The organism is Pseudoflavitalea sp. G-6-1-2 (assembly GCF_012927185.1).
Classification (GTDB): domain Bacteria; phylum Bacteroidota; class Bacteroidia; order Chitinophagales; family Chitinophagaceae; genus Pseudobacter.
Map to the genome: position 1 here is coordinate 716,115 of NZ_JABBGB010000002.1, position 15,749 is coordinate 731,863.

General features: G+C 48.2%; 10 protein-coding genes. 7 read left to right on the top strand and 3 right to left on the bottom strand.

The window, feature by feature from the left end; genetic code table 11:
• Window positions 1-60: 60 nt before the first annotated feature.
• Both HHL16_RS12615 and HHL16_RS12620 read right to left on the bottom strand, forming a co-directional pair.
• Window positions 61-795 (bottom strand): GntR family transcriptional regulator, encoded by a 735-nt coding sequence (locus tag HHL16_RS12615; RefSeq protein ID WP_169425552.1) that lies wholly within the window; start codon window positions 793-795, stop codon window positions 61-63.
• A 179-nt stretch (window positions 796-974) separates the two neighbouring features.
• A complete protein-coding gene (locus HHL16_RS12620) occupies window positions 975-1,601 on the bottom strand; it encodes a YceI family protein (RefSeq protein WP_169425553.1) in 627 nt (208 codons plus the stop codon).
• A 355-nt stretch (window positions 1,602-1,956) separates the two neighbouring features.
• On the opposite strand from HHL16_RS12620, the gene HHL16_RS12625 reads away from it, so the two are divergent.
• Both HHL16_RS12625 and HHL16_RS12630 read left to right on the top strand, forming a co-directional pair.
• Window positions 1,957-3,393 (top strand): MBOAT family protein, encoded by a 1,437-nt coding sequence (locus tag HHL16_RS12625; protein ID WP_169425554.1) that lies wholly within the window; start codon window positions 1,957-1,959, stop codon window positions 3,391-3,393.
• A gap of 2 nt (window positions 3,394-3,395) precedes the next feature.
• Window positions 3,396-4,358, top strand: a complete 963-nt coding sequence (locus HHL16_RS12630) for an SGNH/GDSL hydrolase family protein (protein ID WP_169425555.1) — start codon at window positions 3,396-3,398, stop codon at window positions 4,356-4,358.
• Window positions 4,359-4,361: 3 nt separating this feature from the next.
• Here the strand turns inward: HHL16_RS12630 and HHL16_RS12635 are convergent, their stop codons facing one another.
• Complete coding sequence (locus tag HHL16_RS12635; RefSeq protein ID WP_169425556.1) at window positions 4,362-5,720, bottom strand: MATE family efflux transporter; 1,359 nt, start codon at window positions 5,718-5,720, stop codon at window positions 4,362-4,364.
• A 206-nt stretch (window positions 5,721-5,926) separates the two neighbouring features.
• Between HHL16_RS12635 and HHL16_RS12640 the strand changes: the two genes are divergently transcribed.
• The 5 genes from HHL16_RS12640 to HHL16_RS12660 all read left to right on the top strand — a co-directional run bounded on the left by HHL16_RS12640 (window position 5,927) and on the right by HHL16_RS12660 (window position 15,697).
• Window positions 5,927-6,526 carry a TetR/AcrR family transcriptional regulator gene (locus tag HHL16_RS12640; RefSeq protein WP_169425557.1) on the top strand — a complete coding sequence of 200 codons (600 nt, stop codon included), beginning with the start codon at window positions 5,927-5,929 and terminating at the stop codon, window positions 6,524-6,526.
• 190 nt (window positions 6,527-6,716) lie between these two features.
• A complete protein-coding gene (locus HHL16_RS12645) occupies window positions 6,717-7,934 on the top strand; it encodes an efflux RND transporter periplasmic adaptor subunit (RefSeq protein ID WP_169425558.1) in 1,218 nt (405 codons plus the stop codon).
• A gap of 92 nt (window positions 7,935-8,026) precedes the next feature.
• Window positions 8,027-11,182 carry an efflux RND transporter permease subunit gene (locus HHL16_RS12650; RefSeq protein WP_169425559.1) on the top strand — a complete coding sequence of 1,052 codons (3,156 nt, stop codon included), beginning with the start codon at window positions 8,027-8,029 and terminating at the stop codon, window positions 11,180-11,182.
• Between the two features lie 23 nt (window positions 11,183-11,205).
• Window positions 11,206-12,627, top strand: a complete 1,422-nt coding sequence (locus HHL16_RS12655) for an efflux transporter outer membrane subunit (protein ID WP_169425560.1) — start codon at window positions 11,206-11,208, stop codon at window positions 12,625-12,627.
• A 301-nt stretch (window positions 12,628-12,928) separates the two neighbouring features.
• A complete protein-coding gene (locus HHL16_RS12660; RefSeq protein WP_169425561.1) occupies window positions 12,929-15,697 on the top strand; it encodes a TonB-dependent receptor in 2,769 nt (922 codons plus the stop codon).
• Window positions 15,698-15,749: the final 52 nt, after the last annotated feature.

Sequence of the window (15,749 nt, forward strand, 5' to 3'; positions counted from 1 at the left end):
CGAATGTTCGTACATATAAAAGCACAGTTTTATCCTATAGGCAAATTGTTGAAGGCATGATTAATGTCTTTCTATGTCGATTGTATAGGTGAATCTGTCGGCTCTGTAATAGCCGAGGTTGTACTCGATAGGACGGTCTCCTGCATCACAAACCACGCGTTTACGGAAGAGGATCGGTTGGCCAACTTCTACTGCCAGCAGTTTACTCAGTTTCTTGTCTGCAAGTATGGCGCTGATTCCTTCTTTTGATACGGAGGCTACGATATGATGATCGGCTTCCAGCATTTCATAGAGAGGTTTATTGAAATCGTCGTCGGTGGTGAGTCCGGTTCTTGGGTGGAAGTAAGAAACGAAATGTACGATCGGTTCACCATCGAGCCCTTTTACACGTTCCATTTTCAGCACAGTGGCTCCTGCACTGAGTTTGAAGAGTTGCTGAATCTCTTTGTCGGGCACTACATTCGATACCCTGATGCTGTAGTTGCGGAAGGTCATTCCCTTCTCATCCATCTCATGGGTGAAGCTGGCCCACTTGTCTAATTTGGTAGAGATATTGTTGCGGGCAACAGTGGTGCCCACTCCTTTCTTGCGTATCAGCAGCCGTTCGTACACCAGCTTGTTGGTAGCCTGACGGATGGTGCTCCGGCTTACGCCGAGCTGATTGGCCATATTGATCTCATTGGGCAGCAGCTTGCCATTCTGATATTCAGGTTTGGCGATCAGCTTGCGAAGCAGATCTTCTACCTGTGCATGTAATGGCAGTGCGCTCTGATGATCAATTTCAAGTTTATCCATACCGTTTGTGAATATGTACGTACATACTAAATTAAGAAGAATTATGAAGGGGCCAAATTTTTTTTGCGGAAAACCGACGAATGGGACAAGCATCTCCATCAATAGCCCAGGCGTCCGCACAAAAAAAAGCCGGCCAGGAATTCCCGGCCGGCGTATGTACAGATTGTAACCCCTGTAAATTAAGGTTTAGCCTGAAGGTCAACTTTCAGGTTGATCTCCTGACTGATAGCATCGTCTTTTTTACCAGGATAGTTTACACCCCAGTCGCTGCGGTTGATATTGAAATCAGCTTTTGCTTTAAATGCAGTAGCAGAGCTTTCCAGAACATTCGCATCGAAAGTGATGTTCTTGGTTACTCCACGAAGTGTAAGGTTACCGGCAATAGTTATTTTGCTGGCAGAGTCTTTCACTGAAGTGATCTCGAAGTTGGCAGTAGGATATTTAGCTACGTCGAAGAAATCAGCCGCTTTGAGGTGGCCTTCGAGTTTTGCTTTGTAAGCAGTATCAGTAATATCGCTATTGCTGATAGTGTTCATATCGATGGTGAACTTACCGCCGGTGAGTTTGCCTTCTGCCAGCTGCAATGCGCCGGAAGAAATGCGGATGGTTCCATTGTGCTTGCCGGTGATCTTGTTTCCGAGCCATGCTACACTGCTGGCTGCAGTGTCTACATTGAGAGTGGCGCCGCCTGTAGGAGTAGTAGCTTCAACGCTGTCTTTGGTTTCAGCTTTTTTCCCTTCCGGATTGTCTACGCAGCTGGTCATAAAAATGGTTCCGCCTAAAAGCACAAAGAGGAGTTTTTTCATGTTTGCTTTTTCTTTTGTTTGTATGTTAATGTTGAGCCGGCCCACTGTGTTTATTGGTGGATGAGCCGGCAAGGAATCGATTAACACCGTAAATCTAAAACGGTTCACATTGTTGCAACATTATATTTATGTTCTTCGATAGGTTTTGAGAGAAAATACTCACTGTAATACACTTATAATCAACAGAATACACTTACACTTAATTATCTCAAAAAAATCTTTAAAATAATTTGTTGCACTTTTGATTGTTGGTGTGATCATTGAAATTATTAGGCTGAATCGCCAGCATGCACATATTCCTGTATATTTACCCGATCACCGATCCATCCAAAAAATCTGATAGCCAACTGACTATATGCTGTTCAACTCCCTGAGTTTTGCACTATTTCTTCCGATCGTTTTCTTCCTGTACTGGTTCGTGTGCAAACACGATCGCGTAAAGCAGAATTGGCTGTTACTGGTAAGCAGTTATTTTTTCTACGCATGCTGGGACGTTCGTTTTCTGTTTCTGCTCATGTTCTCCACTGCGCTCGATTATTATTCGGGACTGCGTATCGATGGCGCTTCCAGCCGCAGCACCAAGAAAACCTGGCTCTGGATCAGCATCTCCATCAATCTGGGTGTACTGATGCTGTTCAAGTATTTCAATTTCTTTGCGGAGAATTTCGTGTCGGCAGCAGCCACGCTGGGAATCAAAATGCATGCAGCCACTATCAATGTGTTATTGCCTGTAGGCATTTCGTTCTATACATTCCATGGCCTTTCCTATATACTGGATATCTACAACAACAGAATCAAAGCAGAGCGAAATATCGTCGACTACTCTGTATTCGTTTCGTTCTTTCCTTTGCTGGTGGCTGGTCCTATTGAGCGTGCCACTCACCTGCTTCCACAGATAAAACGCAACAGAACTTTCAACTATACGCAACTGGCAGATGGCATGCGGCAGATACTATGGGGACTGGTGAAAAAACTCCTGATCGCAGATAATCTGGCTATGTACGCGGATATGATCTTCGCCAAACATGCGCAATACCATGGCAGCACGCTTGCATTAGGCGTTGTATTCTTCGCTATTCAGATCTATGCCGACTTCTCAGGATATACCGATATCGCTACCGGCACTGCCAGATTATTCGGCATCGAACTGCTGCGCAATTTCGCATTCCCTTATTTCTCACGCGACATTGCTGAGTTCTGGAGACGATGGCATATCTCCCTCACCAGCTGGTTCAAAGATTATCTCTACATTCCATTAGGAGGAAGCAGAGGCAGCACATGGATGAAGATCCGCAACACCTACATTGTTTTTCTCGTGAGTGGATTCTGGCATGGCGCTAACTGGACCTTCATCGTATGGGGACTGCTGCATGCCACTTACTTCCTTCCATTACTTTTACTGAACAGAAACAGACAGCATCTCGAGACAGTTGCAGCAGGCCGATGGCTCCCTTCTCCAAAAGAATTCCTCAGCATCTCAGTCACCTTTTTGCTGGTTTGTTTCGCATGGATATTTTTCAGGTCGCCCAACCTGAGTGCTGCCATAACATTCATCGGAGAAATGTGCTCTGCATCATTCTTCAGCATGCCGGAAGTTTTTCCCACACTGATTGTTGCAATAGTACTGGTGTTTCTGATAGTTGAATGGATGGGAAGAGAGCAACCTTATGCCATAGCCAAAACCGGACTGAACCTGCCAAGACCTGTCAGATGGAGCATGTATCTTGGCATCACCATCCTCATTATTATCATGTCGGGAAAAGATCAGCCATTTATTTATTTCAGATTCTGAGCATGAAGAAATTCCTGAAACATATCATCCTGTATTCTTTGCTGCTGATGGTGGCCACTGCAGCAATACTCACCTATTCTGTAACGCAGCTGAACAAGGATCGGTACTTTCTGCTGAAACCTGCTGCCAGCAATGTTTTTCTGGGATACTCGCATGTGCAGTTCTCTATCGCAGATTCGATACTTCCCTCATCGCGAAACCTCGGTATGAAAGGCGAAGCTTATGTGTTCACGCTGATCAAGGCAAGGAAAATATTTCAGAATAACCCCTCCATCAAAAATGCATTCATCGAGGTTTCCAATAAACAGTTCAATGTTTACATGGATAGCTGCATCTGGCAGGATCAATTTCTCAAACCGCGCATACCCAGATTTCTGTCTGTGATGAATGCCGAAGAATTCTCGCTGCTGTTCAGCAAGAACAAATCCGGAACAATCAGTGGCATGACTGATTTTCCCCGACAAAATTTTGTTGCTTTATCGCGCAATGGCGACGATGTAATGCGTCGTATGGAATGGGGAGGATATAGATCGCTAGCAGGAAACAAATTGCCGGATGATCTGAAGCGGATCAGAGCACTCGGATACGACCCCGACACACTCGATAACCAACTTTCTCTCACCAATATTCTTTATCTCCAAAAACTGGTTCAGCTTTGCAGAGAGCATTCAATAAAAGTATGGTTCTTTCGCACGCCCATGCATCCGAAGTCAGGTGATCGTACCAATGAAATTGTGTTTCAGCAGATTTTGAAATCAAAGTTTGCGGACATCCCTTTTTTCGATTTTATCGATCTCGATTTACCGGATGATGAATACTTCGACATCAATCACCTGAATCAGAAAGGCGCTAAGCGATTCTCAGGATTTCTCGGAGATTTTTTCACTTATGATTTGTGGAATTACTCAGGGAATAAACTGGAAATGATCCATGATCGCTGGCATGCATTTAGCTGGAAATACTGATCATTATTTCTCTTCTCCCAACTCTTTTTTCACGCTCTTCAGAAATCTCGTTGCGAGAAAGATCGCTGCGAAAGTCAGGCCGGTGATCAATCCGAGCCAGATGCCTTTTGCGCCAAGCTCCAGCTTGAATGCCAGCAAGTATCCTACCGGAATACCGATTCCCCAATACGCAATGGTGATCAGCACTGTAGGCACTTTCACGTCTTTGATACCACGCAGCAGTCCGGCAGTGATGGCCTGTGTGGCATCGCTGATCTGGAAGATGGCTGCAAACAACAACAGTACAGCCGCGAGCGCCACTACTTCTGTATTATGATTGAAGAGCTGAGGCAGCAAATGCCTGAATGTTGTGAAGATGATGGCGCAGAGCACGCCATAGATCAGTGCAGTATATATGGTGCTTCGTCCGATTACATCGATCAATTTCCACTGCCCTCTTCCGTAGGAATTGCTCACGCGGATGGAGCCTGCCTGTGCCAGTCCCATCGATACCATAAACGTGAATGCTGCGAGGCTCAACGCAATCTGATGCGCGGCCTGCGGCACTGCTCCGAGCGTACCGATGATGATGCCCGATACGGCGAATGCACCTGCTTCCATTCCCATCTGCAAACTGCTGGCTGTGCCGATATGCAGCAATTCGCCCATGGTTTTGCGGCGTATGATCCACTGAGAATTTGCCACAGCAATATATCTGCGGAAGAGTTTATGTCGGAAGATAACGAGTGCAAGCACAATAAATTCTACGGTACGTGTAATGAGTGTTCCCCATCCTGCTCCCACGAGTTCGAGCCTTGGGAACCCCCAGTTGCCGTAGATCAGCAGCCAGTTGATGAATGTATTGAATGGCAGCGCAGCCAGCGACAGTATCATGGCTGTTTTGGTGAACTCAAGTCCGTCTGTGAATTGCTTCAGCGTCATGAACATCAGACCGGGTATCAGGGAGAGGCTCATGAGTTTCATAAACGGAATAGCATGTACAACCACTTCGGGGTCCTGCCCAAGATGATGCAGAATATCTGTTCCGAAACAAAGTGCAAGTGATATCACGATGCTCAGTGCCGAGCAAAGGATAAATCCATTGAAAAGATAATGTGATACGAGTTTGCCATCGTAGCGGCCATTGGCGAGGCTCACCATCTGAGATACAGCTACCGTCATGCCGATGCCGAGTACAAAAGGTATATTGATGGTGTTGATCACCAGGGCAACTGCTGCCAGCTGATGGTAATCGATGGCGCCCACCATCGCCGAGTCGATAATGTGCAGGCTCATCTGTGCCAGTTCGCCAATGATAATGGGAACAGCCAGTTTCAGCGTTAAGCCTGCTTCTCTTCTTAATCCTGGGGCGAGCGTAGTCATAGAGTTATGCAAAGATAATTGTTATTCAAGGGAGTAACAGGACAAATGGCCAATTGTTGAGTGCCTATGCTGAAGGAAAAGTTTCATCGGCCCGAAATCCGGTCTGGTACGCCATCCTGCCCATTCCGGTTTTTTTATCTGTAAAAAGTTTTTGCAGTTTCCTAAACATCATTACTTTTGCTAACACTGTTAGGTAAAACAATGATATGGGCATAACGGAAAGAAGGTTGCGGCAACGGGATGAGGTGCGATCGAGCATCCTGGCTACCGCGTGGCGGATTGTTACGGAAGAAGGATGGCAGAGCCTGTCCATCCGTAAGATCGCCGATGCCATCGAATACAGCGTGCCGGTTATCTACGATCACTTTGCCAGCAAAGAAGACATTCTGTTAGAGTTTGCACGGGATGGGTTCAGATTGCTGACAAAGAAAATGGAACAGGCCCGCAACAAGCACACATTGCCGGCCGACCAGATCAAGGCAATGGCCGATGCCTACTGGAACTTTGCATTTCGCAACAAAGAATATTATCAGGTGATGTTCGATCTGGGTATCCCCTGCATCGAACAGGAAAAATGCCTCCCCGAAAAAGGCGGATTCAGAGAACTGATGATGCAACCCATCATTGCGCTCCTTGGAAATAATGCTACTGAGAATGCTGCCTGCCTTAAAGGGCATACATTCTGGAGTATCCTCCACGGTCTCATCGCAATAAAAATGATGCGCACTTCAGATATCTGTGAACAACTGAATAAAATGGTTCTGGATGATGCCATCGATGGCTTCATCAAAAACCTGGCTCCCTAAATTTTTTTGTCCACTCCCCTAACACTGTTAGAAAAAATAATAGTGTAACAACATTGAGTGGCGCGATATGCCTGCCCAGCCAGAGTTCCGCTCTGGTAACATCAAACGATTTATAGAACAGACAGACACAACCGATCCGTAAAAATTGTAATTAACAACGGGGAGATCGTTTCCCCCAAACAACCATGTTATGCAACCATTACTGAAGACCAATGGACGAGGCTTGAAACCGTTTCTACACGTCCCATCCTACGCCATCCTATCCGGCGTAATTCTCACCTCTATTATATTATCCGCATGCGGATCTTCCAGCAACCCAGGTGCAGGAGGAGGCTTTGGAGCACCACCTCCACCGGAGTTACCGGTAGTAGCAGTGCCTACAGCTCCTGCAACCACTTACCGCGATTACCAGGCAGCGCTGGAAGGTAAAGTGAATGTTGAGATCCGCCCGCAGGTAGAAGGATTTCTCGAGAAGATCTTTGTAGACGAAGGCGCCTATGTAAGAGCAGGCCAGCCTCTCTTCAAGATCAATGCACGTGTTTATGATGAAGTGAACAACAATGCAAAGAGTGCGCTTGCAGCCGCTCAGGCCAATGTACAACGCGCCAAAGTGGAGGTAGACCGCCTTCAGCCGCTCGTGAATGCAAAGGTGATTTCCGAAGTGCAGCTCAAAACAGCACAGGCCAATTATGAAGCAGCAGTAGCAGCAGCAGAACAGGCCAAAGCAACGGTAGGCAGCAGCCAGATCAATATCGGCTACACGCTTATCAAAGCTCCTGTGAGTGGCTACATCGGACGTATCCCTTTCAAAACCGGCGCACTGGTAGGTAAAGGCGAAGCTCAACCGCTGACCGTTTTATCCGACGTGAGCGAAATGTATGCTTACTTCTCTCTCAGCGAACCAGATTTCATCGCATTCAAAAATCAGTTTGCGGGAAACACTATCGAAGAGAAAGTAAGAAAAGTTCCTGCAGTTGAACTGCTGCTGGCCGACGGCAGCGTGTATACGCAGAAAGGAAGACTGAGCACTGTTGACGGACAGTTCAACAAAACCACCGGAGCTATCAGCTTCCGCGCCAGTTTCCCCAATGCCGGAGGCACACTTCGTACGGGCAATACCGGTAGAGTGCGCATTCCGCAGCTGATGAACAACGCTATACTTGTTCCGCAGGAAGCTACATTCGAGATCCAGGATAAAGTGTTTGTATTTGCGCTGGGCGACAGCAACAAAGTGGTGAGCAAACCACTCGCTATCACCGGCAAAACAGCCAATTATTATTTCGTGTCATCCGGTGTTAATGCCGGTGAAAAGATCGTGTTCTCAGGAATCGGCAATCTGCGCGATGGCATGGCCATTGTTCCGCAGGCTATTTCTGCCGACAGCCTGCTGAAGGTAAAACCGCTGTAAGCCGCTGCTGCAGCCGTTTTTATTCAACAGATACCATCTGAACACACTTATCAGCTGATATTCATTTATCAGCAGACCAAAATCATATTCCCATGTTTAAAAAGTTTATAGAACGACCGGTACTATCTACGGTTGTATCAATCATACTGGTGCTGTTGGGGATCATCTCACTCACCACACTGCCGGTTACGCAGTTCCCGGACATTGCGCCGCCCTCCGTAAGCGTTACGGCCACCTACCCTGGTGCCAACGCCGAGGTGGTTGCACGTGCAGTGGCCACTCCAATCGAAGAAGCTGTGAATGGTGTGGAGAACATGACTTACATGACCTCCAACTCCAGCAACGACGGTTCCATGAGCCTCAACGTTTTCTTCAAGCTCGGTACCAATCCGGATCTTGCTGCGGTGAACGTGCAGAACCGTGTGGCAAAGGCTTTGAGCCTGCTGCCTGCCGAAGTGGTGAACGCCGGTATCAGCACACAGAAACAGCAGAACAGTATGATCATGGTGCCTGCGCTGTACAGCACAGACAGCCTCTTCGACGAAACCTTTCTGCAGAACTATGCGCGCATCAACCTCATCCCCGAAATTCAGCGTGTACCGGGCGTAGGCCAGGCCATGAGTTTCGGATCGAAGGACTACTCGATGCGTGTATGGCTGAAACCCGACAGACTTGCGTCAAACAATCTGTCGCCACAGGATGTGGTTCGCGCCATTCAGGATCAGAACCTCGAAGCCGCTCCCGGCCGTTTTGGTCAGAGCAGCAACGAGAGCTTCGAGTATGTAATCAAGTATAAAGGAAAAGGATTCATCAGTGCAGACTATGAGAACATGGTACTGAAAGCAAATGCAGACGGTAGCATACTCAGACTGAAAGACGTGGCACGCGTTGAATTCGGATCTTTCAACTATACTGTAGACAACAAATGGGGAGGCCACCCTGCCATTGGTATCGCCATCTTCCAGACGGCCGGTTCCAATGCCAACGAAATACAGATCGCCATCAACGAAGTGCTCCGCAAGAATGCAGAGAACTTCCCCAAGGGCATTAAGTATATGAATATGTACTCTACAAAAGAGTATCTGGATGAATCGATAGATCAGGTGAAACACACGCTGATCGAGGCTTTCATTCTGGTGTTCATTGTGGTGTTCATCTTCCTGCAGGATTTCAGGTCGACCCTCATTCCTGCCATTGCTGTGCCGGTGGCCATCATCGGTACGTTCTTCTTCATGCAGCTCTTCGGATTCAGCATCAACCTGCTGACGCTCTTCGCCCTGGTACTGGCCATCGGTATTGTGGTGGATGATGCCATTGTGGTGGTCGAAGCGGTGCATACCAAGATGGAACAAACGAAGATGCCTGCGCGCGAAGCAACCATCAAATCGATGCAGGAGATCTCCGGAGCCATCATCTCCATTACCCTCGTAATGGCGGCGGTGTTCATTCCCGTAGGTTTCATGCAGGGTCCGGCTGGTGTGTTCTACAGGCAGTTCGCCTTCACACTCGCCATTGCGATCCTCATCTCTGCGGTGAACGCGTTAACGCTGAGCCCCGCACTGTCTGCACTCTTTTTGAAGAACCCGCATGCGCACGACGAGCATGGACAACCGGTGAAAAAGAATTTCTCCCAACGTTTCTTCGCAGGTTTCAACCGTGGCTTCAATGCCATGACCGACCGCTACGGACGCAGCGTGAAATTCCTCGCCAAATACAAGCTGGTAGCCATTTCTGCGCTGCTGCTCGTAATTGCAGGCACCTGGTATATGGCCAAGAAAACGCCTACAGGATTTATCCCTTCAGAAGACCAGGGCTTTATTCTGTACAACGTTACACTGCCTGCAGGTAGCTCACTCGACAGAACCAAAGAAGTGATCAAAAAAGCAGAATCCATCGTAAGCAAGATGGAATCTGTTGAAGCATATTTCAGTGTTACAGGTTTCAACCTGCTCAGCAACTCTGCAAGTTCCAACTACGCCATCGGGTTTGTTCGTCTGAAGAAATTCGATAAACGTGGCGCCGTGAAATCGATTGGCGATAACATGGGTGCATTGCAGGGAGCGCTTGCTTCGATCAAAGAAGCGAACATCTTCACCTTCGCATTCCCTACCGTACAAGGTTTCGGTAACGTGGAAGGTTTCGAGTTCATTCTGCAGGACAGAACCAACGGTCCTGTTGCCAAACTCGGCGAAGAGGCCAACAAGTTTGCCGGAGCGCTGATGGGAACTCCTGAGATTGCATTTGCGTTCACCACATTTAACGCGGGCAACCCGCAATACATGGTGGATGTAAACGAAGCGAAAGCGAAACAACTGGGCGTATCCGTGAGCGATATCCTCAACACCATGCAGGTGATGTACGGAAGTACGTTTGCCTCCGACTTCAACCGTTTCGGTAAATTCTATCGTGTGGTAGTACAGGCCGATGTGGAGTACAGAACCAATCCGGAGTCGCTCTCCAATATGTTCATCAAGAACAGTTATGGCGAGATGGTTCCGCTGAATACACTGGTAACGCTGAAGAAAACTTACGGTCCTGAAACAGTAACACGTAACAACCTCTTCAATGCCGTAACCATCAACGGTGTTCCGAAACCCGGATACAGTACGGGTGATGCCATCAAGGCGGTGGATGCAGCAGCAGCGAAATACCTGCCACGCGGATTCAAACACGAGTGGAGCGGTATGAGTAAAGAAGAGATTGCAGCAGGTGGCCAGTCTGGCATCATCTTCCTGCTTTGCGTGATCTTCGTATACTTCCTGCTGGCAGCGCAGTACGAAAGCTACCTGCTTCCGTTTGCGGTGATCCTGAGCATTCCATTCGGAATCTTCGGGGTGTTCCTCTTCATCAGTCTGGTGGGTATCGACAACAACATTTATGTGCAGGTAGGATTGATCATGCTGATTGGTCTGTTGGCGAAGAACGCGATCCTTATTGTGGAGTACGCGGTACAACGCCGACGCTCAGGCATGAGCAGGCTGGATGCAGCGCTCGAAGCCGCGAAGCTTCGTCTCCGTCCGATTCTCATGACGTCCTTTGCGTTCATCGTGGGTATCACTCCGCTGATGCGCGCCACAGGATCATCCGCACAGGGTAACCGATCTATCAGCTTCGGTGCTGCGGGCGGTATGTTAACGGGTGTGATACTGGGTGTGTTTATCGTACCGGTGCTGTACATCATATTCCAGTACCTCCAGGAGAAAGTATCCAGAAAGAAAGAGGAGAAAGAAGTGTTTGTTGCTGAATAATTAATCACTGAACAATTACAATCATGATCACCAACACATATAAACGCATTGCAGTAGCAGCGAGTCTTGTGGGCCTCTTCTCGGCCTGCAGGGTTGGCAAGAACTACGAACGCCCGGAACTGGGGATGCAGCAGCAATTCGACTCTGCTGTGAGCTACGCAGATACCAGCAGCATTGCGGATATTGAATGGAAGCAATTTTTTACAGACCCCGCGTTGCAAGGTCTGATTACAAAGGGTATCAGTTACAATTTCGACCTGCAGGCAGCCATCAAACGTATGGAGGTGGCTGCTCAGCAGGTGAAACAGGCCAAACTGATTCAGTTGCCTGAAGTGAACCTGAGTATCGGAGCCAATATCAACCGTCCGTCTGACAACAGTTTGAATGGCCAGAGCGTAAAACTGTTCGCTCAAAAGGCTTACGTAGAGAATTATCAGACAGCCCTGAACTTCAGCTGGGAAGCTGATATCTGGGGCCGCCTGGCACGTCAGAAAGAAGCCACACTCGCCACTTTTCTGCAACAGCAGGAAACGGTGAAGGCTGTACAGACGCAGCTGATTGCCGACATTGCGCAGGGATATTACAACCTGCTGATGCTCGACAAACAACTGGAAGTAACAAAGAACAACCTGCTGCTGAACGACAGCTTTCTCCTCGCCACCCGTGCATTGCGCGATGGTGGTGTGGTTACCACGCTGGCAGTACAGCAGGCGGAAGCGCAGAAGCAGACCACTGCCCTGCTGATACCGCAACTCGAAGAGAGCATTGCATTGCAGGAAAATGCACTGCAGCTGCTTACCGGACAACAACCCGGCAAGATCACCAGCAGAACCAAACTCGAAGATCAGCAGCTGCGCGATCAGCTTCCTACCGGCCTTCCGGTAGCGATGGTGAGCCGCAGACCTGATGTGCGTGCAAACGAACTCGCACTCACGGCCGCCAATGCCCGCGTAGGTGTGGCACAGGCGAATATGTATCCCATGCTGAACATCACGGCATCGGGTGGTCTCGAAAGTTTCAAAGCAAGTAACTGGTGGAATATCCCCGGTTCACTCTTCGGACTCGCCGGTGGAACCATCGTGCAGCCACTGCTGCAACGCCGCAACCTGAAAACGCAGTTCGAAACAGCCAAATTGCAACGCGAAGAAGCTGTAGTGAACTTCCGCAAATCGGTATTGCAGGCAAGCACAGAGGTAGCGAATGCACTGGTTCGTACAACAAAACTGAAAGAACAGCATGAGATAGCAGCTGCACAACGCGACACACTTCGCACAGCTATCCAGAACGCTCAGTTGCTTTTCAAGAGCGATATGGCAAACTATCTTGAAGTGATCACGGCGCAGACCACTGCGCTCCAGGCAGAATTGAATGTAGCCACTATTCAGCGCAGCCAGCTCGGCACTGTAGTAGAACTCTACAGAAGCTTAGGTGGTGGATACAAGTAAATATGTATGGTATCGGTTGAAAGTTGAATCTGAAGGCCATCTCATTGTGAGGTGGCCTTCTTCTTTTGTTTACCCATTATTACGCGATTCATCTTCACAACTTTGCATTTGTTTTCTTGACATTTCACTATTGATTGCTTAAATTAGTTCTTCCCCTGCACCCTCTCATCACTGACTGATTGTTTCTGCCATCTGCGTACCCGTTTCAACTATTGCTTTCACGCAGTTGTGCAATTTCACGCACCATCTCTCAATCCGTTCCCTGACGGTTGGCATTTTTTATTGACTTAAAACTAAACGTATGCAAAGCTTTTTACCCGCTTACAGACGCATAGTCTGCTTTTTGTTACTGCTTTCTCTTGTTGCTGCAGTCCGTGCTCAGAATGGAACTTTACAGGTGTCCGTAACAGATGGAAAATCTCCGCTTGCAGGAGCTACTGTTCAGATCGCGAAAATAAACCGCGGCGGATACACCAATGCTGACGGGCGTTACAACACCAGCCTCGCTCCCGGCACGTATGATGTTGCCGCGAGTTTTGTAGGCTTCACCCTTCAGACAAAACCGGTGACCATCACAGCCGGACAAACTACCAATCTCGACTTTGTACTCGAAGCAGGCACCACGCTCAACACCTTAGTGGTACTGGGTTCCAGAAACCTGCCTCGCTCACAGACCGCTACGCCTGTGCCGGTGGATGTGATCGATATCAAGCGTATCATTGGCGATGCACCACAGGTATCGGTGAATCAATTGCTGAATTACATCGCGCCTTCTTTTGCTTCGGGCACTCAAACCGTAGCAGACGGAACAGACCATATCGATCCCGCATCACTGCGCGGACTTGGTCCGGATCAGGTGCTGGTGCTCATCAATGGCAAACGCAGACATAACACTGCCATCGTGAATGTGAACGGTACATTCGGAAGAGGATCCGTAGGAACCGACATGAACTCCATCCCTACATCGAGCATCGACCGGATAGAAATTCTGCGCGATGGGGCCGCCGCCCAATATGGATCAGATGCCATTGCAGGCGTGATCAACATCATCCTGAAATCTTCCGTAAACAGACTGAATGTAAACGTTACTGCCGGAGGAAATGTAAGCTCCAAAGCCGAAGATAATCTCGATGGACAAACAGTGCAGACAGGCATCAACTATGGTATCCCGTTAGGAGAGCGTGGAGGTTACATCAATATCGGCGGATCCTACGACTACCGGAATTACACCAATCGTTCAGGACCATGGGTGGGTACGGTTTACAAAGCGCCGAATGGTTCAGACAAAACCGATTCTTTCCTGAATGCGAATAACATCACCCGCGACGATATTCATATGCGCGCAGGACAGAGCCGCCTGCGCAGCGGTCAACTTTTCCTCAATTCATCTATTCCGTTCGACAACGGAGCTGAGTTTTATTTCTTCGGTGGATTGGGGTACCGCAATGGACAGGCAGCCGGTGTGTATCGCCTGCCAGGTGATTCGAGGAATGTGCTCGACATATATCCGCTTGGTTTTCTTCCTGAGATCCATTCCGATATTTATGATAAGTCGCTGGCCTTTGGCATCCGCGGCAATCTCGGCAAATGGAAAGCAGATCTCAGCAACACATACGGACAAAACCAGTTCATTTTCCGTGTGGTGAATTCACTCAACGCTTCTCTGGAGAAAGCCTCTCCCACCCGCTTCAACGCCGGTGGACCCACTTTCACACAAAACACTACCAATCTGGATTTCAGCCGCAGATTCGATGTACTCGAAGGGCTTGATATTGGTTTCGGTGCAGAGCATCGTTTTGAACGCTACCAGCTTACTCCGGGTGATGTGAACTCGTACACAGATTACGGCCGTGCACGCAAGATCGGTGTTGGGCAGGATGGCAAAGACATTCTCGTTCCCGATCCGCAGGGAAATATCAATACAAGGTTTGGTCCTGATGGAACGGCCAGAGCCGGCGGTGCACAGGTGTTTCCGGGCTTCCGTCCGGAGAATGCCGTGAATGCAACTCGCAGCGCCATTGCAGGATATGTAGATATCGAAGCGAACTTTACTGATGCGTTTCTGATGGGTATCGCAGGACGATTCGAGAACTACAATGATTTCGGAAGTACAGTAAACGGAAAGTTAACTGCCAGATACAAATTAAGCAAGAACACTTCCCTTCGTGGATCTGTGAGCACAGGTTTCAGGGCGCCGTCGCTGCATCAGCGTTTCTATTCCAACACCAGTACATTATTTGTGGATGGAGTACCATATGAAGTAGGAACATTTACGAATGATAGCCGTCCAGCTCAACTGCTGGGCATACCTAAGCTGAAGCCGGAAAAATCAGTGGCCGCAAGTGCAGGATTCACGGGCACATTCGGCAAGTTCACTGCAACTGTAGATGGATATTTCACACGCATCAACGACCGGATTGTTTATACGGATCAGTTTCAGGGAAGCAATCGCCCGGATGCTCCGGAGAATGATCGCATACTCTACGATTTGTTGCGCAATGCAAACGCCAGTGCAGCGGCATTCTTCGCCAATGCCATCAATACCGAAACGAAAGGACTGGATGTAGTACTCACATACGGAACCAAAGTTGGTGCAGGTAATTTCAGAGTAGATCTGGCATCGACGTTTACAAAAACGCAGCAGGTTGGTCCTATTAAATCTTCTGAGCGTTTAAAAGGAAAAGAGAATATTTATTTTAGTCAGACCAGCAGAATTTATCTGGAGAAAACAGTGCCTCGCGTGAAGCTGAATTTATCGTTGAATTACAGCATTGGCAAGTTCAATGCGTTCCTACGTAATGTGTATTTCGGAGCGGTGGATGAGGCAACGAATAATCAGGCATTCATGCAGGAGTATGAGGGAAAGATTGTAACGGATCTGACGTTGGGATATAAAATCAACAAAGCGATTAAGTTGAGTATTGGTTCGAATAATCTGCTGGATGTATATCCTGATAAAGTGGCGAATATTGCGAATACAACGAACGGGCAGTTCTTGTATAGCAGAAGAGTAACGCAATTTGGCTATAATGGCAGGTTTGTGTTTGCGAGAGTGGAATTGAATTTGTAAACTGATAATCTGTAAACAACTTAGAAATAAAGAGCCGTAGTATTAGCTACGG